The sequence below is a fragment of the Amnibacterium endophyticum genome, assembly GCF_042680685.1.
GTDB lineage: Bacteria > Actinomycetota > Actinomycetes > Actinomycetales > Microbacteriaceae > Amnibacterium > Amnibacterium endophyticum.
Window position 1 is genome coordinate 214655 of the sequence record NZ_JBHUEA010000002.1, and the last position, 23520, is coordinate 238174.

The following is a 23520-nucleotide window of genomic DNA, read 5'->3' on the forward strand; positions in this document are numbered from 1 at the left end:
GCCCGATCGAGAGGGCCCCGCCGAGCGGGCTCAGCCCTTGAAGCACGGGAAGGCGGAGCGGCCGGCGTAGACGGCGGCCTCGCCCAGCTCCTCCTCGATGCGGAGCAGCTGGTTGTACTTCGCCACCCGCTCGCTGCGGGCCGGGGCGCCGGTCTTGATCATCCCGCAGTCGGTCGCGACGGCGAGGTCGGCGATCGTGGTGTCCTCGGTCTCGCCGGAGCGGTGGGAGAGGATCGCGGTGTAGCCGTGGCGCTGCGCCAGCGAGACCGCGTCGAGCGTCTCGGTCAGCGTGCCGATCTGGTTCACCTTGACGAGGATCGAGTTCGCCGCGCCGCCGTCGAGGCCCTTCTGCAGGCGCTCCGGGTTCGTCACGAACAGGTCGTCGCCGACGATCTGCACCTTCGAGCCGATCTCGGAGGTCAGCGTGGCGTAGCCCTCCCAGTCGTCCTCGGCCAGCGGGTCCTCGATCGAGACCAGCGGGTACGCGGAGACGAGCTCGGCGTAGTACGAGCTCATCTCGGAGGCCGACTTCTTCTGGCCCTCGAAGGTGTACGAGCCGCCCTCGAAGAACTCGGTCGAGGCGACGTCGAGCGCGAGCGCGATGTCCTTGCCCGGCGTGTAGCCGGCCTTGCCGATCGCCTCGACGAGCAGGTCGAGCGCGGCGCGGTTGCTCTCGAGGTTCGGCGCGAAGCCGCCCTCGTCGCCGAGGCCGGTCGAGAGGCCCTTGCTCGACAGCAGGCTCTTCAGCGCGTGGTAGGTCTCCGCGCCCCAGCGCAGCGCCTCCCGAAAGGAGTCCGCGCCGATCGGCAGGATCATGAACTCCTGGATGTCGACGTTCGAGTCGGCGTGCGCGCCGCCGTTGATGACGTTCATCATCGGCACCGGCAGCACGTGCGCGTTCGGGCCGCCGACGTAGCGGAACAGCGGCAGCTCGGCCGAGAGCGCGGCCGCCTTCGCGACCGCGAGGCTGACGCCGAGGATCGCGTTCGCGCCCAGGTTCTGCTTGTTGTCGGAGTCGTCCGTGGCGATCAGGGTCGCGTCGACGATGCGCTGGTCGGCGGCGTCGATGCCCTCCACGGCCGGGCCGAGCTCGTCGATGACGGCCGCGACCGCCTTCTCGACGCCCTTGCCGCCGTAGCGCTTCTTGTCGCCGTCGCGCAGCTCGTAGGCCTCGAACGCGCCGGTGGAGGCGCCGGAGGGGACGGCCGCGCGGGCGACGACGCCGTCCTCCAGCAGCACCTCGACCTCGACGGTCGGGTTGCCGCGCGAGTCGAGGATCTCGCGAGCGTCGATGGTGTCGATGGCGGCCATTGAGGAAGTCCCTTCGCGCGTCTCGCCCGACGCCGGCGCCGGGCCGCCGTCGACTCTAGCGAGGGGCGCTCCGCCGGTGCTGGACTGCCCGCATGGCCCACCCGGTGATGTTCGACGAGGACGATCCGCTGCTCGCACGCGTCCGCTCCATCGCGCTCGCGCTGCCGGAGGCGGAGGAGCGCCTGAGCCACGGCCGCCCGTGGTTCCACGTGGCCGACCGCCCCGCGTTCGCGATCTACGGCGGCGGCACGCGGGGCCCGGAGAAGGTGATGCACCCGCACGCCGTGCTCGTCCACGTCGACGACGACGAGCGGCCGGCGCGGATGCAGGACCCTCGCTTCTTCGTGCCCGCCTACCTCGGCCCGCGCGGCTGGCTCGGCATCGACGTCGACGCTCCGGACACCGACTGGACGGAGGTCGCGGAGCTGCTCGACGCGTCCTGGCGCCGCAGCGCCCCGCCCCGCCTCCTCCGCTGACCCGCGGTTTCATCTTGTAGGCATCTCCCCGGGCCGTCCGGCACTTCTGCCTACAAGATGAAACCCGGTCAGGCGAGGGGGCGGAGGTCGCCCGCGCCCTCCGCGGTGACGACCGCGAAGCGGGTGAAGCCCTCCGCGGCGAGCGCGTCGAGCTGTGCGCGACGGTTCTTCCGGGTCCGCTCGAGGCGCACCCGGCCGCCGCCCTCCTGCATCCGCCGCTTCGCGTCGAGCAGCGCCGCGACCGGCACGTCCGCGTCGTGGAGCAGCGCGGTCGCCACCGTCTCGCCGCCGCGGTCGGGCAGCAGGTCGACGATGCGCTCGAAGCCGATCGAGAAGCCGACCGCCGGCACCTCCCGGCCGAGGAAGCGGCCGATCATCCCGTCGTAGCGGCCCCCGCCGCCGAGCGAGGACGTCGAGGAGGGGTGCGCGATCTCGAAAATGGTGCCCGTGTAGTAGCCCATGCCGCGCACGAGCGTCGGGTCGAAGACGAGCTCGACCTGCGGCAGCGCGTCGCGGAGCGCGAGCAGGTCCGTGTACGCCTCGAGGTCGAGCCAGGCGGGCGGGTCGACCGCGAGGTCCCAGCCGGCGGTCGCGAGCTGCCCGAACGCCTCGTGCAGCCCGGCAGTGTCGACCCCCTGCGCGCCCAGCTCGTCGACGACGCCCGCGACGCCGATCTTGTCGAGCTTGTCGATCGTGATCAGCGCCTGGCCGCCCGCCTCCGCGGCGACGCCCCACGTCGTGAGCAGCCGGGTCAGGATGCGGCGGTCGTTGATGCGCACCGAGGCGCCCTCGAGCCCGAGCGCGTCGAGCGCGGCCGCGGTCGCGCCGATCAGCTCCAGCTCGGCGAGCGGCCCGGGCTCCCCCAGCACGTCGATGTCGCACTGCACGAACTGGCGGTAGCGGCCCTTCTGCGGGCGCTCAGCCCGCCAGACCGGGCCGATCTGCACGGCGCGGAACACGGCCGGCAGCTGCGCCTGGTTGCTCGCGTAGAAGCGGGCGAGCGGCACGGTCAGGTCGTAGCGCAGGCCGAGGTCGGCGACGTCGGCCGCGTCCTCCGCCGCGCCCCACTGCTCCGGCCCGGTGCCGCGCTTCAGCACGCTGAACGACAGCTTCTCGTTGTCGCCGCCGAGCCCCGCGTGCAGTCGCCCGTACTCCTCCATCGCCGGCGCCTCGATCTCGTCGAAGCCGTGCGCGCGGTAGACGGCGCGGATGACCGACAGCGCGTGCTCCCGCTTCGCCTTCTCGGCGGGCAGGAGGTCGCGCATGCCGCGCGGCGGGTTCACGGGGGCTGGCACGGGTCCATCCTCCCAGCGGGCCGGGGTGGTCTCGAGGCTCCGCTGCGCTCCGCACCTCGACCAGCGGCGAGTGCGGGCAGTGGGAAGCGCGAGCGGAGGGAGACCCCCTGTTCCATCGGCGGAACGGCGGGTCCTCCCTCGGCAGAGGGATGACGGCGGCCCGCGCGGCTCCCTACGGTGACCGCATGCAGACCGACGAGGGCATCGTGGTCGACGGCGTGCGGCGGTCCTTCGGGCCGGTGCACGCCGTCGCCGACGCCTCCTTCACCGCGCGGCCGGGCCGCGTGACCGCGCTGATCGGCCCCAACGGCGCCGGCAAGACGACCCTCATGCTGATGCTCGCGACGCTGCTCGCGCCGGATGCGGGCACGATCCGCATCGCGGGGGCCGACCCCCTGGTCGATCCGGCCGCGGTGCGGGCGCGCATGGGCTGGATGCCGGACGTGCTCGGGTCCTGGGCCGCGCTGACGACGCGCGCGACCCTGGAGCTGACCGGCCGCCTGTACCGGCTGCCGAAGCCGCGGGCCGCCGCGCGGGCGCAGGAGCTGATCGAGCTGGTCGGCCTGCAGCCGCTCGCGGACCAGCCGACGCGGGTGCTGTCCCGCGGGCAGAAGCAGCGGCTCAGCCTCGCCCGCGCCCTCGTGCACGACCCGGGCGTGCTGCTGCTCGACGAGCCGGCGAGCGGCCTCGACCCGGCGGCACGGGTGGAGCTGCGCGTCCTCGTGCGCCGCCTCGCCGGCGAGGGCCGCACGCTGCTCGTCTCGAGCCACGTGCTCGCCGACCTGGAGGAGATGGCGGACGACGCCGTGTACCTGCAGTCCGGCGCGACCGTCGCCGCCGAGCGCGTCGCGGCGGTGCGGGAGCGCGCGCGGCTCTGGCGCGTCAGGGCGACCGACGACGCGGCGCTCGAGGCCGCGCTCGGCTCCCGCCCCGGCGTGCAGCGCGACCACCTCGGGGTGCTCGTGCCGGTGCTCGACGAGCACGCCGCGGCGGACCTGCTCGCGGACCTGGTGGGCCGCGGGGTCCGCATCACCGCCTTCGCCCCCGCCGCGGGCGAGTTCGAGCGCACCTTCCTGACCCTGACCGAGGAGCAGCACGCATGAGCGCCGTCGACCTCGTCGGCACCGTGGCCGACCTCGAGCTGCGGCAGCGGGTGCGCAGCACCGCCTGGTACGTGCTGCTCGGCGTCGCGGCCGTCGTGCTCGCCGGGACGACGGCGCTGCTGCTCGCGACCGCGGGCGCCTTCGGCGCGGAGGCCGGCGCGCAGGTGGTGCCCGTCCTCGTCTTCCTGGTCCTGCTGCTCGGCACCCTGGTGACCCCCGCCCTCGCCGGCGGCGCGATCAACGGCGACCGGGACGCCGGCACGCTCGCCACGACGCAGGTCACCCTCGTCAGCGCGGCGCAGCTGCTGCTCGGCAAGTTCCTCGCCGCCTGGGCGGCGGCGCTCGCGTTCCTGGTCGTCGCGGTGCCGTTCCTGCTCGTCGCCGTGATCGCGGGCGGCGTGCGCCTGTCCGCGGCGGCCGTCGCGCTCGGCGTCACCGCGGTCGAGCTCGGCGTCGTGGCCGCGATCGGGGTCGGGCTGTCCGCCGTCATCGCCCGCCCGATCTTCTCGGTCGTGACGACCTACCTCGTCGTCGCGGCGCTGTCGATCGGCACGGTGATCGTCTTCGGGCTGGCCGGGCTCGCCTTCCCGCGCACGATCACCTCCATCGACCGCTACCCGACCGACGAGTCGCAGGAGGCCGCCGACGGCACGGTCGTGTGCGGCGACTTCCAGACGACGGTCAGCACCGCGCCCAGCTACGACCGGGTGTGGGGCGTGCTCGCGGTGAACCCGTACGTCGTGCTCGCCGACGCCGTCCCGGCGCAGTTCACCAGCGACGGTTCGCCCGCCGACCTGTTCACGGGCATGCAGGCGGGCATCCGCTCGCTGCAGATCGCGCCCGAGACGGTGCAGCGCTACGACGCCTGCTCCGAGAGCACCTACGTCCCCGGGCCGTCGGAGCAGCAGGTGCTGGCCCGCACCGTCCCGAGCTGGTTCGTCGGGCTCGCGGTGCACGTGCTGCTCGGCGCGCTGTCCCTGCTCGCGGGACTCCGCGCGCTGCGCACCCCCGCCCGCCGCCTGGCGCGCGGCAGCCGCATCGCCTGACCCGATTCGGTCAGTGTTCGTGCTGCTCCGCGGCGCTCAGAGCAGCACGAACACCGACCGACGGGGTTCAGGCGCGGGCGTCGTGGTCCGCGATCGCGGCGAGGCGCGCGTTGTAGGCCGCGAGCTCCTCCTCCTCGCGCCGCAGTCCCGCGCCGCGGCTGCTGCGGGCCGCGCGCCGGGCGTCGGAGCGCTGCCACTGCGCGAACAGCACCGCGAGCACGAGCAGCGTCGGCAGCTCCGTCGCGCCCCACGCGATGCCGCCCGCGGCCTGCTGGTCGCCGAGCGGCGAGACGCCCCACGAGGCCATCGGGTGCGCGTAGACGGTCGCGAGCAGCACCGGGGAGAGCATCAGCGCGACGCCGAAGAAGGCGTGGAACGGCACCCCGGCGCCCAGCTCGAGCACCGGCACCGCCTCCTCGCCGACCACCCCGATGCCGCGGTCGGAGTGCCGCGGCGTCGGGTCGACGCGGAGGATGCCCCAGAAGTACAGGCCGCCGACCGCGATGAAGTGCAGCAGCATCAGGTTGTGCCCCCACATCGTGCGCATGAGGGCGTCGAACACGGGCGTGAAGTAGAGGCCGTACAGGCTGACGAAGAAGATCGCCGAGACGACGACCGGGTGCGTGAGCACGCGGACCGGGCGGCTGTGCACGACGGCGAGCACGCCCTTCCGCACGGGGGAGCGACCGGGCAGCGCGCGCAGCAGCAGCGTCATCGGCGCACCGAGCACGAGCAGGATCGGCACCAGCATGCCGAGCACCATGTGCTGCACCATGTGGACGCTGAAGAGCTCCATCCCGTAGCCCTCGACCCCGGTCGCCGTCACCGCGAGCCAGACCAGCAGCCCGGCGGCGAACCAGAGCGAGCGGGTCACCGGCCAGGCGTCGCCGCGGGCGCGGAGCCGCAGGACCCCGGTCGCGTAGAGCACGCCGAGCAGCGCGGCGACGACGGGCAGCACCGGCACGGGCTGCAGGTGCACCGCGAGCAGGGCCGCGAGCGTCGGCGGGGCCGACGGCATCCACATCCAGCCGCTCATCGTCCCGACAGTACGCGCGTGGGCGGCACCCGGCGCGCGTGCGGGATGCTGGAGCCGTGCCCGGCTCGAGCAGCCCCTCCCGCCCGCAGCCCGAGGCTATCGGCGGCCTGCACTGGAAGGCCTGGGGCAGCGAGTTCGCGGGCACCCTCGTGCTCGTCGCGGTCGGCCTCTCGGCGGTCTGCTTCAACTTCGGGAAGGGCATGCCGCTCGACGGCCTGCCGATGTCGCTGCGCTACCTCCTGACCGGGCTCTGGTTCGCGGGCACCGGCGCCCTGCTCGCGCTCAGCCCGCTCGGCCGCCTGTCCGGCGCCCATGTCGACCCGATCATCACGGGCGGGTTCTTCCTGCTCGGCAAGCTGCACCGGCACGATCTGGTCGGCTACGTGATCGCTCAGTTCGCCGGCGCGCTCGCCGGCGCCGCGCTGCTGCTCGCCGCCTGGGGGCCCGTCGCCCGCAGCGTCGAGGTCGGCGCGACGACGCCCGGCCCGGGCGTGAGCGGCTGGGAGGCGGTGCTGATCGAGGCCGGCATCGGCGCGATCGAGGTGCTGACGGTGATCGGGATGCTGAGCAGCAAGCGGACCGCCCGCTTCACGCCGCTCGCGCTGTGGCTCGTGAACGCCACCCTCGTGTGGCGCACCGCGGCGCTCACCGGGACGAGCCTGAACCCGGCCCGCAGCTTCGGGCCGGCGGTGCTCGCCCCGGCGCTCGACGTGTACTGGATCTACGTGATCGGGCCGGTCGCCGGGATGCTGATCGGCGTCGGCGTCTACCGGCTCGTCGGCCGGGTCGACGTGGTCACGACGAAGCTGTTCCACGACGTCCGGTACTCGAGCACGGGCGTCAGCGACCTCCCGGTCCGGCAGCCCTGACGCCGCGTCCCGGCACGCCGCCGACCGGGCGGCCTCGTCGGGCCTACCGTCGGGGGGTGCCAGCCGCCGTGGTCCGGACCCTGCTCGCCCTGCTGCTGCTCGCGGCCGTGACCTGGTCGGCCGTGACCGCGGACCCGTTCGTCTTCGTGAACTTCTTCGGCTTCTTCACGATCCAGTCGAACCTGGTGGGCGCCGCCGTCCTGCTCGCGGGCGCCGTGCGGACGGCCCGCGGCACGCCGCTGACGACCGCCTGGTCGGCGGTCCGCTGGATCGCGACGACCGACCTCGTCATCGTCGGGGTCGTCTACTGGACGCTGCTCGCGCCGCTCGAGACCCCCGCCGGCATCGCCTCCTGGACCAACCTCGTGCTGCACGGCGTCGGCCCCGCGGCGATGCTGCTCGACTGGCTGCTCGTCCGCGACCGGGTGCGGCTGCCGATCCGCCTGCTGCCGCTCGTGCTGGTCTACCCGATCGTCTGGATCGCGGTGGTGCTGGTGCGCGGCGCGACCGACGGCTGGGTGCCGTACCCCTTCCTGGACCCGGACCAGGGGTACGGCGTGGTCTGGGGCTGGGTGGCGGTCATCGCGGGGGTCTTCGCGCTCGTCGGCGCGCTGCTGCGACTCGTCGCCCGCCGTGGCCCCGCGGATCCGCAGATCCCTCGCGGATCCGCAGCTCCCGCCCGACACGCCGAGTCCTGAGCGCGAGCCGCGGCGTGCCGCAGCGGAACTGCGGATCCGCGAAGGAGGTGCGGATCGGCGAGCCCCGTCAGGGGCGGGGGCGGGACTCGGTCTCGCGGATGCGGTCGGCCAGGCGACGGACGGCTCCGCGGAGCGCGCGCTCGGCGTCCAGCCCGCGTGCGGCGGCGTCGATCACCGTGTCGAGCAGGGCGTCGCCGAGCGCGGCCTCCTCCTCCTCCTCCGCGTCGACCGCCTCGGGGCGCTCGCCGGCGAGCGGCCGCAGCTCGAGCCCGGCCCGGGCCGCTCGGCCGACCAGCTTCTCGGCGAGCAGCAGCGAGGGCATCTGCATCGGCACCCCGTCGAGCACGCTGACGCGGTCCGCCTTCTCGCGCCGCTTCTGCTCCTCCCACACCTCGACGACCGCGTCCGCGTCCGCGGCCTCCGCGTCGCCGAACACGTGCGGGTGGCGGCCGACCATCTTCGCGGCGGTGTCGCGCGCGACGTCCTCGATCGTGAAGCCCTCGCCCGGCGTCGCCGCCGCGAGGTCCGCGTGGAAGAGCACCTGGTAGAGCACGTCCCCCAGCTCCTCGCGCATCGTGGCCGGGTCCCCGGTCTCGATCGCGTCGACGAGCTCCGCGGTCTCCTCGATCAGGTAGCGGACCAGGGAGGCGTGGGTCTGCTCCGCGTCCCACGGGCAGCCGCCCGGCCCGCGCAGCCGCGCCATCACCGCGACGAGGCGGTCGAGCTCGGAGGTCACACCGGCTCCGGCGAGACGGCGGCCGGGGTGCGGGTGACGACGCTGCCGTCCGGCCGCACCTGCGGCATGACGACCGCGACCGCGAGCGCGAGCACGCCCGCCGCGATCGTGCCGAGGAACACCGCCTGGGTCGCCGCGATCGTCGCGACGCCGATCGGGCGCCCCGCCTGCGACGCGAGGACGCCGTTCGCGATCGCGCCGAACACCGCGACCCCCACGGCGGAGCCGACGGAGCGCGCGAAGACGTTCGTCCCCGTCACGACGCCGCGGTCGCCGTAGCCGACGGAGGACTGGGCGGCGATCAGCGTCGGCGTCGCCACCAGGCCGAGCCCGAGCCCGACGATCAGGCTCGCGACCGCCACGAGGGCGATGGAGGCGAGCGGCGCCGTCACGGCGAGCAGCACCGCGCCGAGCAGGGCGAGGGCGCAGCCGACGAGCGCGGTCGGGCGGAAGCCGACGCGCAGGTAGAGGCGGCCCGCGTTCGACGCCGCCAGCGGCCAGCCGAGCGTGAGGGCGGCGACCGCGAGGCCGGCGACCAGCGGTGCGGCGCCGGCGGAGCGCTCGAGGTAGTTCGGCACGAACGAGGTGAGCCCGGTGACGACGATGCCGACGCCGGCGCTGATCAGCGTCGTCGTGAGCAGCAGGCGCCGCCCGAGCACCCAGAGCGGCAGCACCGGCTCCGCCGCACGGCGCTCGATCAGCACGAAGGCGACCAGCGCGACCGCGGCGGCGCCGAACGCGACGGCGCTCTGCCACGACGCCCAGGGCCAGGCGGTGCCGCCCTCCAGCAGGCCGAGCAGCAGCGCGGTCAGCCCGAGCGTCAGCACCGCGGCGCCCGCGTAGTCGATGCGGTGCTGGGTGCGGGCCGCCTTCTCGTGGTAGCCGCGCATCACGAGGAAGCCGGCGAGCAGCGCGATCGGGATGTTCACGAAGAAGATCCAGCGCCACGACACGAACTGCGAGAAGACCCCGCCGAGCGTGGGGCCGAGCACCGAGGAGATCGCCCAGACGCTCGCGAGGTAGCCCTGCGCCTTCGCCCGCTCCGCGATCGTGTAGATGTCGCCCGCGACCGTGATCGAGATCGGCATGATCGCGCCGCCGCCGAGGCCCTGCACCGCGCGGAACACGATCAGCGTCATCATCGTGGGCGCCGCGCCGCAGAGGATCGAGCCGAGCAGGAACAGCGCGATGCCCGCGAGCAGCATCGGCTTGCGGCCGACGACGTCCGACAGCTTCGACCAGATCGGCACCGAGACCGCCGTGGCGAGCAGGTAGACGCTGAACAGCCACGGGAAGCTCGAGAACGACCCGAGGTCCTCGGTCACCGAGGTCACAGCGGTCGCGAGGATCGTCGCGTCGATCGCGATCAGGCCCGTGGCGAGCATCAGGGCGAGCAGGATCGGCCCGCGCTCGGACCTGAGCCCGACGTCGCGGCGGGTGATGGGCGCGGAGGTCACCGGGAGACCAAGCCGCTCGGGTGCGCGCTCATTCCCGACGCGCCGCAGGTCGTCCGCGATCGGGGGCGCCGGCGCCGTGACACGCGGGCTCGGGTGGTCTCGAGGCTCGCTGCGCTCGCACCTCGACCAGCGGAGCGGGGGCGCGGGCGGGTGCTCACGAGGCGGGGGCCGCGAGGAGGGCGACGCGGTAGGCGCCGCCCTTCGTCTCCTGCTCCTCGAGGCGGCGGAACCCGAGGCGCTCGTGGAAGGCGAGGGAGTCGGGGTTCGCGGGCCGCACGTTCACCTCGCACGTCACCTCGTCGAGCCCGTGCTCCCGCGCCCGGTCGAAGGCGGCGCCGTAGAGGGCGCGCCCGACGCCGCGGCCCTTCGCCGACGGCGTCACGACGATGCGGTCGACGTAGACGAACGAGCCGCCCCGCTGCATGAACCAGCGGTAGTTCTCGCTGGCGTAGTCGACGCCCGGGTCCATCGCGATCAGGAAGCCGAGCGGCTCACCGGGCACCTCCTCCGCCACCACGGCGACGGAGGCGAGGACCGTCAGCTCTGCGAGACCGCCCCGATCGACCGGCGGGACGGCCGGCTGCGCGGCGTTGTTCAGCGCCACGACGGCGGCCAGGTCGGCGTTCTCGAGGGGGCGGATGACGAGCGGCACGGCTCCGCACGCTACCGGCGCCGGCCCCTGCGGCAGCAGGGCGCCAGGGCCGGCCTGACAGGATCGGGGCGTGGCGTACCGCACCGACCGGGCCGCGCTGTCGGCCGCCGCGATCGACGACCTCGTGCAGGAGCGCGTGCGGGAGGGGAAGGCGCCCGCGTCGTCGTGGGCCGTCCTGACGCCCGCGGGCGTCGTCGCGACCGGGGACGCCGGCGGGGTCGGTCCCGCGACCGCGTTCCGCGTCGCGTCCTGCACCAAGAGCTTCACCGCGGCCGCGCTGCTGCAGGTCGTGGAGGCGGGCGGGCTGTCGCTCGAGACGCCGCTCGACGAGGTGCTGCGGGTCCGCGTGCTCGGCGCCTCCCGCGCCCCGACCCTCGGCGAGCTCGCCTCGATGGCCGGCGGGATCCCCGTCGACGACCCGTGGGCGGACCGGCAGGAGTCGATGCCGGCCGACGTGTTCGACGCGATGCTCGAGGACGGCGTGCGGCTCGTGCGGGAGCCGGGCACCCGGTACGAGTACTCGAGCTTCGGCTACGCGATCCTCGGCCGCGTGCTCGAGGTCGCGACCGGCACCCCGTACCCCCGGCTGGTGACGGAGCGGCTGCTCGAGCCGCTCGGGCTGACGGAGCTGGCCTTCGACCGGAGCGCGGGCGTGCCGATCGCCCCCGGCCATGCACGGGTCGACGGCGAGTGGGCCGAGCAGCCGTGGGCGACCCCCGGCGCGTTCTCGGCGCTCGGCGGCATCGTCGCGAGCCCGTCCGGCCTCGCGCGGTGGGCCGCGTGGCTCGCGTCCGCCTGGCGCCCCGACGCGGACGACGCCGTGCTGCCGGCGGCCGCCCGCCGCCTGATGCAGACGCCCGTGACCCCGGTGCCCGACGCGGACGACCGCGCGTACGGCTACGGCCTGGTCGTCGAGGAGGATCCGCGGCACGGGCGGGTCGTCAGCCACTCCGGCGGCTACCCCGGCTACGGCGCCCACATGCGCTGGCACACCGCGAGCGGGATCGGCGCGGTCGTGCTCGAGAACGCCCGCTACAGCGGCGCGACGCTGCCGGCGACGCGCGCGCTGTCGCTGCTGCTCGACTCGGCGCGCGCGGAGGAGACCGGCGACCTGTGGCCGGAGACCGTGGCCGCGCGCGACCTCGTGGAGGCGCTGCTGCGCTCGTGGGACGACGACGCGCTCGACGCGATCGCATCGGACAACCTCGGCCTCGACGAGACCGCCGACCGGCGCCGGCGCGCTGCCGAGGCGCTCGCGCAGCGCGTCGGGCTCCCGGCCGCGATCGCGCCGCTCGCGGACGCGGCGCCCTGGAGCGACTCCCCCGCCCACCTGGTGTGGAGCGTGTTCGGGGAGCGAGGCGCGCTGCGCTGCGAGATCCGCCTCACGCCGGTCGCGAGCCCGCGGCTGCAGACGCTGGTCGTCCGTCTCGGCTGAGGCCCTCGCCGCCGGGGAGACCCGCGAAGAAGGTCTCGATGCGCGCCGCGATCAGCTCCGGGTCCTCCAGCTGCGGCATGTGGCCGAACCCGGGCAGGGACTCCGCGACGGCGTGCGGCACGGCCTCCGCCACGGAGGCGAAGTGCGCGAAGGGCAGCACCGTGTCGCGCTCGCCCCAGAGCACGAGGGCGGGCACCCCGGAGGCGGCGAGCGCGGACAGCAGCTCGCGGCGCCAGGCCTCATGGATGCCGCCCCACCCGCCCAGGTCGTGGACGACCTGCAGGTAGGCCTGCTTCGCGCCCGGTCGCCGCAGCCGCAGGCCCGCCTCGACGGCGAGCCGGCGTCGGACCGGATCGCGGTCGAGGACCGTCCGCTTCAGCAGCAGCGACGGCGCGGTCGACTCGAGAGCGAGCAGCGCGCGGCCGAGGCCCGGGACCGTGAGGAGGCGCAGCCCGAAGACCGCCTCCCGCCCGAAGCCCGCCGGGCTGATCAGCACGAGCGCCGCGATCGAGGCCGGGTCGTCCGCGGCCAGCCGCAGCGCGACGGCTCCGCCCAGCGAGTTCCCGACCACGTGCAGCGGCCGCGTCTCGCCGAGGGCGGCGAGGGTGCGGCGCACCAGGGCGGCCATCGACGCGAGCGTCACCGACGGGCCCCACGGCTCCGAGACGCCGAAGCCCTCGAGGTCGACGGCGTAGGTGGTCCACCGGGTCGCGAGCAGGGGCTGCAGCGCGACCCAGTCGTCGCGGTCGCGCCCGATGCCGTGCAGGAGCACGAGCGGCGGCCCGTCCCCCGCCACCGTGACCCCGACGCGATGCCCGTCGACCTCGATCGTCTCCCGTGTCGCCGCCCTCACCCGGCCATGCTGCGCCCGGTATCCTGGGAGCGGCGCGCCGGGAAGTCTGGTCGGCACCGTCCGGTCGTCCGGGCGGTCTCTTCCGCACCCGACCCTGGAGGCCCCGTGCGCTTCATCACGTCCGACCGCGGCTCCGCGACGCTGCTGCTCGCCGCCGCCGCCCTCGCCCTGATCCTCGCCGCCACCCCGCTCGGCCCCGGCCTGCTCGCCGCCCGCGACCTGCACCTGCCGGTCGACTTCACCGGGCTGCACCTCACCGTCGAGCACCTGATCAGCGACGGCCTGCTCGCGATCTTCTTCCTGCTCATCGCCATCGAGCTGCGGCACGAGCTGACCCACGGCGACCTCGCGAACCCGCGCGCCGCGATCGTGCCGGCAGCGGCCGCGTTCGGCGGCGTCGCGCTGCCCGCCGCGGTCTACCTCGCCTTCACCGGCGGCGGCGAGGCGTCGGGCGGCTGGCCGATCCCCACCGCGACCGACATCGCGTTCGCGCTGGGGCTCCTCGCCCTGCTCGGCCGCGGGCTGCCGAGCCGGGTGCGCGCGTTCCTGCTGGGCCTCGCGATCCTCGACGACCTGATCGCGATCCTCCTGATCGCCGTCGTGTTCCCGAAGAACCTGCAGCCCCTGCTGCTGCTGCCGGCCGCCGCGCTGCTCGGCGTCTTCCTGCTCGTCGCCCGGCTCACGCCCCGGCGCCCCGGCGTCCGGCTGACGGCGCTGGTGGTCCTCGGCGTGCTGGTCTGGTACTTCACGGCGCTGTCCGGGGTGCACGCGACGCTCGCCGGCGTCGCGCTCGGCCTCGTGCTGCCGGCCGGCCTCGCCGGGCGCACCGACCGCGCCCTGCAGCCGGTCTCCCGCGGCCTGATCCTGCCGATCTTCGCGTTCTCCGCGAGCCTGATCCGGCTCGAGGACGTGTCGGGCGAGACCTTCGGCCCGGCCTTCTGGGGCGTCGCGGTCGGGCTGCCGGTCGGCAAGCTCGTCGGCATCATGGTCGCAACCACGATCGCGGTCGCCCTCGTCGGGCGGACCTCCCCGTCGCGGCTCACGCCGCAGGAGATCGTCGCCGTCGGCCTCGTCGCCGGCGTGGGGTTCACGGTGTCGCTGCTGATGGCGCAGCTGGCGTTCGGCGAGGGCATGCTCGGCACGTCCACCACGCTCGGGGTGCTGATCGGCTCGGCCATCTCGATCGTGCTGTCGGCGGTGTTCGTGCCGCTCATCGCGCGCCGCTCCCGCCAGGCGCAGGAGGCCCTCGTCCCGCAGCCCTGACCCCGCTTCATCGTGTAGGCGGATCGGACCGCAGCGCGGGCGATCCGCCTACACGATGAAAGGGATCAGGTGCGGTCGGGCTCCGTGAACAGCCCCGCGGCGTCGAGGTCCGGCTCGGCGTAGGCGAGCACCTCGTCGCCCGGCTCGAGCGGGGTGTCGCCCCGCAGCGGGACGGCGGCGCCGTTCCGGCGGATGAGGCTGATCCAGCCGTGCTCGCCGAGCGACAGGTCCGCGAGCGTCGCCCCGTCCGCCTTCGAGCCCGCGCTGACGACGAACGACTTCAGGTCGCGGGGGTCCTCGCTGAAGCGGAGGCCGGCGACGAACGGCTGCTGCTCCTGCTCCCGCATCGGCACCTTGAACCAGCGCGCCAGCTGGGGCACGAGCCCGCCCTGCAGCACGACCGAGACGATGACGACGACGAAGATGATCGACGCGATCGTCTGCGCGCCCGGCACGTCCGCGTCGCGGATCAGGATGCCGAGCAGGATCGGCACCGCGCCCTTCAACCCGGCGAAGAGCACGAAGCCGCGTTCGCCCCAGCCGAGGCGGATCGGCAGCAGCAGCACTCCGACGAGCAGCGGGCGGATGACGAGGATCAGGAGCGCGGCGATCGCGAGCCCGGGCAGCAGCACTTGCGGCTGGATCACGTCGGTGAGGGACACCGACAGCCCGAGCACGGTGAAGGCGATGATCTCGGCGAGGCTCGACAGCCCGTTCGTGAAGCGGCGCACCTCCAGCTGGAACGGCCCGCGGTCGTCGCCGACGAGGATCCCGGCGAGGAACACCGCGAGGTAGCCGGAGCCCTGCGCCAGCGTCGCGACGCCGTAGACCAGGGCCGCGAAGGCGACGCTGCGGAGCGGGTACAGCGCGGCGTTCGGCAGCCGGACGCGGCGCTGCAGCCAGGACAGGGCGAGGCCGCCGACGAGGCCGACGGCGATGCCGACGACCATCTCGAGCAGGAACTCCCCCACCCCGCCGACGACGGCGTCGAAGCCGGTGCCCGCGGCGAGCAGCACGCCGAGCAGCGCGATGCCGACGGGGTCGTTGAAGCCGGACTCCCCCTCGAGGATCGTGCCGCTGCGGCCCTCCACCTCGCGGCGGCCGAGCACCGCGAAGACGACCGCGGGGTCGGTCGGCGACAGGGCGGCGCCGAGCAGCAGCGACGCCTGCCAGCTGAAGCCGAGGAGGAAGTGGGCGGCCAGCGCGATCGCCGCGGCCGTGAGCGCCGTGCCCACGACGCCGACCCAGGTGATCGAGCCGGCGGCGCTGCGGAACCGCTTCAACCCGATGTGCATCCCGCCGTCGAACAGGATCAGGATCAGCGCCACGGTGACGATGCGCTCGTCGATGATCAGCGAGATCCGGCCGAGGTCCTCGAAGAACGTCGAGACGACCGCGGCGACCACGAGGAAGAGCGCGGGCGCGGGGATGCTGATGCGGCTGCCCAATGCGTTCGCCGCGATCGCCGCGACGAGCGCCAGCGCGGACAGCAGCACGATCACCGCGAACAGCTCGGTCTCACCCATCGCGGCCCAGCCTGGCAGGTCCCGCCGAACCCGAGCCGATCCCGGTCGGACGCGGCAGGCTCGGGGGCAGCCGGAGGGAGCGGAGATGTTGACGACGACGGACGCCTTCAGCGGCATGAGCGTGCGGGACGTGCCGGAGGCGGTGGCGTTCTGGCGCGACCGCGTCGGGCTCGAGGTGGAGGACGGGCCGATCGCGACCCTCCGCCTGCCGGGCGGCGCGCAGGCGATCCTCTACCCGAAGCCGGACCACACCCCGGCCGACTTCACCGTGCTGAACCTCGTGGTGCCGGACGTGGCCGCCGCGATCCGCGAGCTCGCCGAGGCCGGTGTCGAGCCGATCCGCTACCCGGACATGGGGCAGGACGAGGACGGCGCGATGCGCGGCCGGGGGCCGGACATCGCCTGGTTCGAGGACCCCTCCGGCAACATCTGGTCCGTGCTCCGCACCTGAGCCCCTCCGGACCGGGCGGTCACGCCGAGGCCGGCGGGCGGGCCGGGAAGCCGCCGCGCAGGAGGAGCACGAGCGCCGCGGCGACGGCGAAGGCGACCGCCGCGACGAGCACGACCGAGCCGATCCCGCCGAGCACGAACACGAGCCCGCCGAGGGCCGCCCCGAGGCCGATGCCGACGTTCGACGCGGCGTTGTTCACCGCGGCGGACAGGTCCGGGGCGAGCGAGCGGGTGCGCAGGCTGGCGGCGGTGCAGAACACGGGGACGGCGCCGAACGCGACGAGCCACGCCGTCGTGCCGCTCACCGCGCCCGCGGTCGTGCCGCGCAGCACCAGCAGCGCGGCGATGCAGACCGTCGCGAGCAGCAGCGCGCCGAGGAAGCCGGCCCGCGGGCGCCGGTCGATCGTCAGCCCGGCGAGCCACAGCCCCACGACCCCGGCGCCGCCGAGCAGGAAGAGCACCGCGCCGAGCGCCCCCTCCGGAAGGCCCGCCGTGAGCAGCAGGGCCGAGACGTAGGTGTAGAGGCTGTAGTGCCCGAAGAAGACGAGGGCGTTCACGACCGCGACGCCGGTGAGGGCGCTGCGCGGGCCGCGCGCGTCCGCGGCGGGCGGCGGTGCGACCGGGACGCCCGGCAGCAGGGCGGCGCCCGCGAGCGCCACGAGCACCGCGCCCAGCACGAGCGCGGCGAACGCCGCCCGCCAGTCGAGCGCCGCGCCGATGGAGGTGACGAGCGGCACCCCGAGCACGTAGCCGAGCGAGGCGCCGGAGGCGGCGATCGCGAGCGCCCGGCCCTGCAGCCGCGGCGGCACGAGCGCCGCGGCGTACGCGGAGGACACCGAGAAGAACAGCGCGTGCGCGACGCCGCCGATCGCGCGCCCGGCGACGACGAGGCCGAACTGCGGGGCGAGCGCGATCACGAGGTTGCCGACCGCGTAGAGGACCACGGTCGCGAGCAGCAGCGGCTTGCGCGGGAGCGCGCGCGTCAGGTGGGTCAGCGGCACGGCGAGCACCGCGACCAGCGCGGCGTAGACGGTGACGAGCAGGCCGGCCACCGCCTCGGAGACGCCGAAGGCGCGCGTCAGCTGCGGCAGCAGGCCGACCGGCACGATCTCCGTCGTCACGGCGACGAACGAGGCGAGCACGAGCGCGCCGAGCCCGCCGGCGGCCGCGAGGGTGATCCGGTCGTCGCGCGCGTCCCCCACGGGGACGATCCTGCCGGGTCAGTCGTCCGCCGTGCGGCGCCGGGCGCGGACCACCGGGATCGCCTGCGTCGCGTCCGGGCGGAGGCGGTGCACGGGCTGGTCGCGCTCCAGGTCCAGCTGCTCCAGCACGTGCTCCACCGACGCGAGCACCGAGCCCTGCAGCATCCAGAGGTCGGGGCGGCGGCGCGGGTCGAGGTCGAGCAGCGTCAGCTCGGTCAGCACCGCGCGGGCCTCCCGCACGGCGTCGAGGCAGCGCTCCCGCGAGCCGAGGCGGTCCGGGGCGCGCGGGTCGTACTCCGACCGGATCAGCTCTCCGAACGCGCGGAGCCCCTCGGCGAGGTCGTCCAGCACCAGGGCGAACGCGCGGCGCAGCTCCGCGGCGGTCGCGTCGTCGTCGCGCTCCGAGTCGGCCGCCTCGCGGGTAAGGACCACGAGCATCGCCCGCTCCGCCGCGAGGCATCGCTCCAGACGCCCGAGCGCGCCCTGCAGCGCGGGGTGCACCGCGGCGGTGCGGAAGGCGAGCGGGTTCAGCCGCCGCGTCCGCTCCACGACCCGGACCTCCTCGCCCGCCGCCGCGACGTCCCCGACGACGTGGTCGCTCCAGTCGAGCCACGCCGTCGCCTCCTCGCGCACGGGCGGCCGCGAGCCGAGGGCGCTCGCGACCTCGGCGAGCAGCGCGGCCTGCGACCGGGCGACCTGCCGCACCGCCTCGCCCGCCCGCGTGTTCGGGATCGCGACCGGCGCCACGAACGCGAAGAGCACGCCGACGCCCGTGCCGATCAGCGTGTTGAGGACCCTGGTCTCCGCCGCGAGCTCCGGCACCGAGACCGCGAGGATCAGCATCGCGCTGATCGGCGTCTCGAGCGACTGGTCGCCGAGCCGCAGCACACCCGCCAGCACCAGCGACACGGCGATGACGAGCGCGAGGCTCCACCACGACAGCCCGATCCCGGTCGCCACGACGACCGCGACGACGACCCCGGTCAGCACGGCGCCGACGCGGACGAGCCCCATCAGCAGCGTGCCGACGGTCGACGCCTGCACGACGAGCAGCGCGGTCAGCGGCGCGGTCAGGTCGAGGATGCCGGGCGAGACGAGGTCGGCGACGACGTACGCGATCGTCGCGGCGGCCGTCAGGCGGGCGATCTGGACCGCGGCGGGCCGGAGGCGGGCGGGCACGTCCGCCCAGGTCGTCGGCAGGTCGGGCCAGACGCGGTCGAGCAGGCGGCGCGCGCCGACGCGCAGCCGGAACCGCCGTCGGACCGTGATGCGCGCCATCGCCCCTCCCAGTGGGAGCAGCGTAGGCAGGAGCCGCCGCGAGCGGGGCCGCGCCCGCTCCTCAGTCCGCGGAGCGCGCGGTGGCGAACTCCACGGACTGCACGCCGACGTAGACGAGGCCCGCGACGAAGGCGGCGAGCGGCCAGGCGAGCGGTGACGGCAGGAAGGCCACGAGCGTCGCGGCCCCGACGGCGAAGCCGACCGCGAGCACGTCGGTCGCCGTCGCGATGAAGGAGACCCGCTCGGTCTCGGGCCCGTCGCCGCGCCGCTTCACGAGCAGCGCCACGACGAGGTTCAGGATCGAGAACTGGAGGACGCCCGCGAGCGCGAAGGCGAGCACCTCCCACACGGTGGCGTGCGGATGTCGGATCGAGACGACCCCGTAGGTCGAGGTGATCCCGATCGAGTAGCCGAACGCGTGCGCGTTGCCGCGGGCGGAGGCGTGGAGGCCGAACAGCAGGCGGGTGGACGCACGGGTCACGCGGCGATCCTGCTCCTGCCCGCCCTCCGCCGCGCTCCCCGGTTCGGGTGCATCCGCGCCCCGTCGATTCCGTTTTGAAGGTGATCCGGCGCGGCCGGATCACCTTCAAAACGGAATCAGGCGATCCTCATCCCGCCGCCGAGCCGCACGTCGAGCCCGCCCGCGAGCTCCACGGCCTCCGCGAGCACCCCATGCCGGGACGCCAGCGGCACGCTGGGTTTCATCGTGTAGGCAGTTCGGGCCCGGAAGACGCGAACTGCCTACACGATGAGATCAGGCGGCGGTCTGCTGCGCGGGCGCGAAGACCGCGGTCAGCAGCTGCTGGACCCACTCGATCAGGCCCTCGTCCGCGAGCGGGGCGCCGGAGGTCTGCGGCCATGGCACGGTCACGGCGCCCGCGAGCACCCGGGAGCCCGGGTACATGCGCTGCAGCCGCACCTGCTTGGAGTCCGGCAGCTCGGCCGGGCTGATCCGCAGCAGCTTCGGCAGCGCCACCACGTCCGAGAGGCCGGCCGACTGCGCGAGCCGGCGCAGCTTCGAGATGCGGATCAGGTTCCGCACCTCCTCCGGCGCCTCGCCGTACCGGTCCTCCAGCTCCTCGAGCACGAGGTCGATCCGGCCCTCGTCGGAGGCGGGCCCGGCCGCGGCGGACAGCTTCTGGTACGCCTCGAGCCGCAGCCGCTCGCTGTCGATGTAGTGGTCGGGGATGCGCGCGTCGACCGGCAGCTCGAGCCGCAGCTCCGTCTGCCCCTCGTTCGACTCCCCGCGGAAGTCGTTCACGGCCTCGCCGATCATCCGCAGGTACAGGTCGAAGCCGACGCCCGCGATGTGGCCGGACTGCTCGCCGCCCAGCAGGTTGCCCGCGCCGCGGATCTCGAGGTCCTTCAGCGCGACCTGCATGCCGGAGCCGAGCTCGTTGTTCGCCGCGATCGTCTCGAGCCGGTCCACCGCGGTCTCCGACAGCGGCTTCTCCGAGTCGTAGAGGAAGTAGGCGTACGCGCGCTCCCGCCCGCGGCCGACGCGGCCGCGCAGCTGGTGCAGCTGGCTCAGTCCGTACTTGTCCGCGCGGTCGACGATCAGGGTGTTCGCGTTCGCGATGTCGAGGCCGGTCTCGATGATCGTCGTCGAGACGAGCACGTCGAACTTGCGCTCCCAAAAGTCGACCATCACCTGCTCGAGGGCGTGCTCGCCCATCTGGCCGTGGGCGACCGCGACCCGCGCCTCCGGCACCAGCTCCGCGATCTCCGCAGCGATGCGGCCGATGGAGGAGACCCGGTTGTGCACGTAGAACACCTGGCCCTCGCGCAGCAGCTCGCGCCGGATCGCCGCGGTGATCTGGCCCTGCGAGCGCGCGCCGACGTAGGTGAGGATCGGGTGGCGGTCCTCCGGCGGCGTGGCCAGCGTCGACATCTCGCGGATGCCGGTGACCGCCATCTCGAGCGTGCGCGGGATCGGCGTCGCGCTCATCGCGAGCACGTCGACGTTCGTCTTCAGCTTCTTCAGCTGGTCCTTGTGCTCGACGCCGAACCGCTGCTCCTCGTCGATGATCACGAGGCCGACGTCCTTGAACTCGACCTCCTTCGCGAGGATCCGGTGGGTGCCGATCACCATGTCGACCGTGCCGTCGGCGAGGCCGCGGATCGTCTCCCGCGCCTCGCGGTCGGTCTGGAAGCGGGACAGCGGCCGCACGTTCACCGGGAAGCCGGCGAAGCGCTCCTGGAACGTCTCGAGATGCTGGCGGACGAGCAGCGTCGTCGGCACGAGCATCGCGACCTGCTTGCCGTCCTGGATCGCCTTGAAGGCGGCGCGGACCGCGATCTCGGTCTTGCCGAAGCCGACGTCGCCGGAGATCAGGCGGTCCATCGGGATCGCGCGCTCCATGTCGGCCTTCACCGCGTCGATCGTCTCGAGCTGGTCCGGGGTCTCCGCGAACGGGAACGCCTCCTCCAGCTCGTGCTGCCACGGGCTGTCCGGGCCGAACGCGTGGCCCTTCGACGCCATCCGCGCCGAGTAGAGCTTGACCAGCTCGACCGCGATGTCGCGCACGGCCTTGCGGGCGCGGCCCTTCGCCGCCGCCCAGTCGGAGCCGCCCATCTTCGACAGCTGCGGCGCCTCCCCGCCCACGTAGCGGGTCAGCAGGTCGAGCTGATCGGTCGGCACGTAGAGCTTGTCGCCCGGGTAGCCGCGCTTGCTCGGCGCGTACTCGAGCAGCAGGAACTCGCGGACGACCTTCTCCGGCGCCTTCTCCCCCGCCCGGCGCGGGCCCGGCTTCGTCAGCGGCGCGACCTCGCGGCGGACCAGCTCGACGAACCGGCCGATGCCGTGCGTCTGGTGCACCACGTGGTCGCCGGCCTTCAGCTGCAGCGGGTCGACGACGTTCTTGCGCCGGGAGGCGAGCTTCTTCGGCCCGCGCGCGTCCATGCTCGCGGCGCGGCCGTAGAACTCGCGCTCGGTGACGAGCGCCAGATGCACCTCGGGCTGCTCGAAGCCGGTCTCGAGGTCGCCGACCATGACGTACGCGACGCCGGGCTCGAGCTCGTCCGGCAGGTCCTCGACCAGGCGGGCCGCGACGCCGCGCTCGGCGAGCACGTCGCGGGCGCGCTCCACGAGCCCCTTGCCGGCCGCCGTCACGACGGCGTTCCAGCCGTGGCGGAGGCGGGAGGACAGGTGGTCGAGCAGCTCTGCCGGCTTGCCGGGGACGACGTGGCTCGCGGCGCCGTCGACGCGCAGGTACTCGGCGGTGTCGGCGAGCAGCGCGGCGGCCTTCGCCGGGTCGAGGTCCGCCGTGTCGGGCATCGCCTCGAAGCCGGAGACCGTCCACCACGTGCGTTTCCCCGCCTGCTCGCGCAGAGCGTTCACCGTGAGGAAGTCGCCCGACTCGAGGTCGATCGGCGCCTGCGCGCCGGCGGTCGCGGCGTTCCAGGCGGCGTGGAGGAACTCGCGGTTCGTCTCCGCGAGGCTCACGGCCCGGCTCGCGACCCGCTCCGGCGAGAGCACGCAGACCGCGCCGCCGACCGGGAGGTACTCGGTGATCGGCACCATCGCGTCCGCGAGCGCGGGGGCCAGCGACTCCATGCCCTCCACGGGGATGCCGTCGGCGACCTTTGCCAGCATCTGGGCGAGGTTCGGGAACTCGTGGCGCAGCTCGCGGGCGCGCTGCTGCACGCCCTCGGTCAGCAGCAGCTCGCGGGCGGGCACCAGCTCGGCGGCCTCCACCTCGACGTCGAGGCTGCGCTGGTCGGCGACGGAGAAGCCGCGGATCTGCTCGACCTCGTCGCCGAAGAAGTCGACGCGGACCGGGTGCTCGGCGATGGGCGAGAAGACGTCGAGGATGCCGCCGCGCACCGCGAACTCGCCGCGGCGCGTGACCAGGTCGACGCGGGCGTAGGCCAGCTGCACGAGGCGGTCCGCGGTCGCCGTCAGGTCGACCCCCCGCTGGCCCTTCTTCAGCACGATCGGCGCGACCGCCTCGAGGCCCGCGACGAGCGGCTGCAGGGCGGCGCGGACCGGCGCGACGACGACGAGGGCCGGGTCGCCGGGACGCCAGGCGTGCATGCGGCGGATGGCGTGCAGGCGGCGGCCGACCGTCTCGACGCCGGGGCTGAGGCGCTCGTGGGGCAGCGTCTCCCAGGCCGGGAAGTCGAGCAGCTCCGCGTCGGGCAGCAGGCAGTCGAAGGAGAGGCGCAGCGCCTCCGCCTCCCGCTCGGTCGCGGCGACGACGAAGAGCGCGTCGCTCTCCCCGCGCTCGCGCCGCCGCCCGAGCAGGGCCGCGAGCAGCGGCGCGTGCAGGCCGGGGGTGGCGGAGAAGTCGGTGCTGCGGGAGGCCGCCTGCAGGGCGTTCGACATGGTGTCCGCGGAGGCGAGCAGGCGCGGCAGACCGGAGAGGCTCACTGACCCGATTCTACGGAAGCGGTCCGACAGCACCGGGCCCGTCCGCGGTGAGCGAGCGCCGCCGCTCCTCCGGCCGCGAGGTCGAGTGCTTCAGCAGGAAGTCCGGACCCCTTCAGCAGGAACGGCTCCCTCCAGCAGGAGGATCGGCCGCCGTTCTTCCTGCTGGAGGTCGGTGTTCCTGCTGAAGGACTCGGACGGGACCGCCGGCGGAGCGAGCCGCCGGTCAGCGGAGTCCGGCCTGGAGCAGCTGGATCGCGGCGCCGAGGTCGCCGCGGGTCAGCAGGCCTGAGCCGAGGGGGCCGGCGGCGTCGGTGCCGAGCAGCGGCAGGCGCGCGAGCGCGGCGCGCGCAGCCGCGTGGAGCAGGTCGAGCTGCGCTTCGACCTCCGCCGCCAGCGCGTCCTGCGAGCCGCTGGCTGCCGCCCTCGCCGCGTAGGCCGCCGCTCCGAGCGCGTGCGCGCCCA

At 74.5% G+C, this 23520-nt stretch carries 20 protein-coding genes and 1 pseudogene; 8 read left to right on the plus strand and 13 right to left on the minus strand.

Annotation, left to right across the window (positions count from 1 at the left end):
• Positions 1-30 precede the first annotated feature (30 nt).
• Complete coding sequence (gene eno, locus ACFSBI_RS02385; RefSeq protein ID WP_377931643.1) at positions 31-1311, minus strand: phosphopyruvate hydratase; 1281 nt, start codon at positions 1309-1311, stop codon at positions 31-33.
• A 92-nt stretch (positions 1312-1403) separates the two neighbouring features.
• On the opposite strand from eno, the gene ACFSBI_RS02390 reads away from it, so the two are divergent.
• A complete protein-coding gene (locus ACFSBI_RS02390; protein ID WP_377931645.1) occupies positions 1404-1787 on the plus strand; it encodes an MmcQ/YjbR family DNA-binding protein in 384 nt (127 codons plus the stop codon).
• A gap of 68 nt (positions 1788-1855) precedes the next feature.
• On the opposite strand, the gene ACFSBI_RS02395 is transcribed toward ACFSBI_RS02390, so the two are convergent.
• Positions 1856-3082 (minus strand): histidine--tRNA ligase, encoded by a 1227-nt coding sequence (locus ACFSBI_RS02395; RefSeq protein WP_377931647.1) that lies wholly within the window; start codon positions 3080-3082, stop codon positions 1856-1858.
• A gap of 185 nt (positions 3083-3267) precedes the next feature.
• Between ACFSBI_RS02395 and ACFSBI_RS02400 the strand changes: the two genes are divergently transcribed.
• On the plus strand, positions 3268-4185 hold the full coding sequence (locus ACFSBI_RS02400) for an ABC transporter ATP-binding protein (protein ID WP_377931649.1): 918 nt from the start codon (positions 3268-3270) through the stop codon (positions 4183-4185).
• On the plus strand, positions 4182-5231 hold the full coding sequence (locus tag ACFSBI_RS02405) for an ABC transporter permease (RefSeq protein WP_377931651.1): 1050 nt from the start codon (positions 4182-4184) through the stop codon (positions 5229-5231). The genes ACFSBI_RS02400 and ACFSBI_RS02405 overlap by 4 nt, the downstream gene beginning before the upstream one ends.
• Positions 5232-5298: 67 nt before the next feature.
• Here ACFSBI_RS02405 and ACFSBI_RS02410 read toward each other — a convergent pair whose 3' ends face one another.
• The gene (locus tag ACFSBI_RS02410; RefSeq protein WP_377931653.1) at positions 5299-6267 is read right to left on the minus strand and encodes a cytochrome c oxidase assembly protein; all 969 of its coding nucleotides are present in this window, start codon (positions 6265-6267) and stop codon (positions 5299-5301) included.
• 56 nt (positions 6268-6323) lie between these two features.
• Here ACFSBI_RS02410 and ACFSBI_RS02415 point away from each other — a divergent pair, with 56 nt between their 5' ends.
• Together ACFSBI_RS02415 and ACFSBI_RS02420 are read left to right on the plus strand one after the other, a co-directional pair.
• Complete coding sequence (locus ACFSBI_RS02415) at positions 6324-7136, plus strand: MIP/aquaporin family protein (RefSeq protein ID WP_377931655.1); 813 nt, start codon at positions 6324-6326, stop codon at positions 7134-7136.
• 56 nt (positions 7137-7192) lie between these two features.
• Complete coding sequence (locus ACFSBI_RS02420) at positions 7193-7834, plus strand: Pr6Pr family membrane protein (RefSeq protein WP_377931657.1); 642 nt, start codon at positions 7193-7195, stop codon at positions 7832-7834.
• A 67-nt stretch (positions 7835-7901) separates the two neighbouring features.
• On the opposite strand, the gene ACFSBI_RS02425 is transcribed toward ACFSBI_RS02420, so the two are convergent.
• The 3 genes from ACFSBI_RS02425 to ACFSBI_RS02435 all read right to left on the minus strand — a co-directional run bounded on the left by ACFSBI_RS02425 (position 7902) and on the right by ACFSBI_RS02435 (position 10679).
• Positions 7902-8570, minus strand: coding sequence for a nucleoside triphosphate pyrophosphohydrolase (locus tag ACFSBI_RS02425; RefSeq protein ID WP_377931659.1), 669 nt, complete (start codon positions 8568-8570; stop codon positions 7902-7904).
• A complete protein-coding gene (locus ACFSBI_RS02430) occupies positions 8567-9955 on the minus strand; it encodes an MFS transporter (RefSeq protein WP_377931695.1) in 1389 nt (462 codons plus the stop codon). The genes ACFSBI_RS02425 and ACFSBI_RS02430 overlap by 4 nt, the downstream gene beginning before the upstream one ends.
• A 226-nt stretch (positions 9956-10181) precedes the next feature.
• Positions 10182-10679 carry a GNAT family N-acetyltransferase gene (locus ACFSBI_RS02435; RefSeq protein WP_377931661.1) on the minus strand — a complete coding sequence of 166 codons (498 nt, stop codon included), beginning with the start codon at positions 10677-10679 and terminating at the stop codon, positions 10182-10184.
• A 70-nt stretch (positions 10680-10749) separates the two neighbouring features.
• On the opposite strand from ACFSBI_RS02435, the gene ACFSBI_RS02440 reads away from it, so the two are divergent.
• Positions 10750-12114: a serine hydrolase domain-containing protein gene (locus tag ACFSBI_RS02440; RefSeq protein WP_377931663.1), complete on the plus strand. Its 1365-nt coding sequence runs from the start codon at positions 10750-10752 to the stop codon at positions 12112-12114.
• Here the strand turns inward: ACFSBI_RS02440 and ACFSBI_RS02445 are convergent.
• Entirely contained in the window at positions 12062-12967 is a 906-nt protein-coding gene (locus tag ACFSBI_RS02445) for an alpha/beta fold hydrolase (protein WP_377931665.1), read from the minus strand. The genes ACFSBI_RS02440 and ACFSBI_RS02445 overlap by 53 nt on opposite strands.
• A 105-nt stretch (positions 12968-13072) precedes the next feature.
• On the opposite strand from ACFSBI_RS02445, the gene ACFSBI_RS02450 reads away from it, so the two are divergent.
• Positions 13073-14230, plus strand: coding sequence for a Na+/H+ antiporter NhaA (locus ACFSBI_RS02450; RefSeq protein ID WP_377931667.1), 1158 nt, complete (start codon positions 13073-13075; stop codon positions 14228-14230).
• Between the two features lie 65 nt (positions 14231-14295).
• Here ACFSBI_RS02450 and ACFSBI_RS02455 read toward each other — a convergent pair whose 3' ends face one another.
• Positions 14296-15756 carry a cation:proton antiporter domain-containing protein gene (locus tag ACFSBI_RS02455; RefSeq protein ID WP_377931669.1) on the minus strand — a complete coding sequence of 487 codons (1461 nt, stop codon included), beginning with the start codon at positions 15754-15756 and terminating at the stop codon, positions 14296-14298.
• Between the two features lie 85 nt (positions 15757-15841).
• Between ACFSBI_RS02455 and ACFSBI_RS02460 the strand changes: the two genes are divergently transcribed.
• Positions 15842-16207 carry a VOC family protein gene (locus tag ACFSBI_RS02460; RefSeq protein WP_377931671.1) on the plus strand — a complete coding sequence of 122 codons (366 nt, stop codon included), beginning with the start codon at positions 15842-15844 and terminating at the stop codon, positions 16205-16207.
• Between the two features lie 19 nt (positions 16208-16226).
• On the opposite strand, the gene ACFSBI_RS02465 is transcribed toward ACFSBI_RS02460, so the two are convergent.
• The 5 genes and pseudogenes from ACFSBI_RS02465 to ACFSBI_RS02485 all read right to left on the minus strand — a co-directional run.
• Complete coding sequence (locus ACFSBI_RS02465) at positions 16227-17408, minus strand: MFS transporter (protein WP_377931673.1); 1182 nt, start codon at positions 17406-17408, stop codon at positions 16227-16229.
• Between the two features lie 18 nt (positions 17409-17426).
• Positions 17427-18686 (minus strand): FUSC family protein, encoded by a 1260-nt coding sequence (locus ACFSBI_RS02470; protein WP_377931675.1) that lies wholly within the window; start codon positions 18684-18686, stop codon positions 17427-17429.
• 61 nt (positions 18687-18747) lie between these two features.
• Positions 18748-19167, minus strand: coding sequence for a hypothetical protein (locus ACFSBI_RS02475; protein WP_377931677.1), 420 nt, complete (start codon positions 19165-19167; stop codon positions 18748-18750).
• Between the two features lie 273 nt (positions 19168-19440).
• On the minus strand, positions 19441-23058 hold the full coding sequence (gene mfd, locus ACFSBI_RS02480) for a transcription-repair coupling factor (protein ID WP_377931679.1): 3618 nt from the start codon (positions 23056-23058) through the stop codon (positions 19441-19443).
• A 223-nt stretch (positions 23059-23281) separates the two neighbouring features.
• Positions 23282-23520 (minus strand): annotated as a pseudogene (locus ACFSBI_RS02485) (putative immunity protein); the annotation flags it as partial.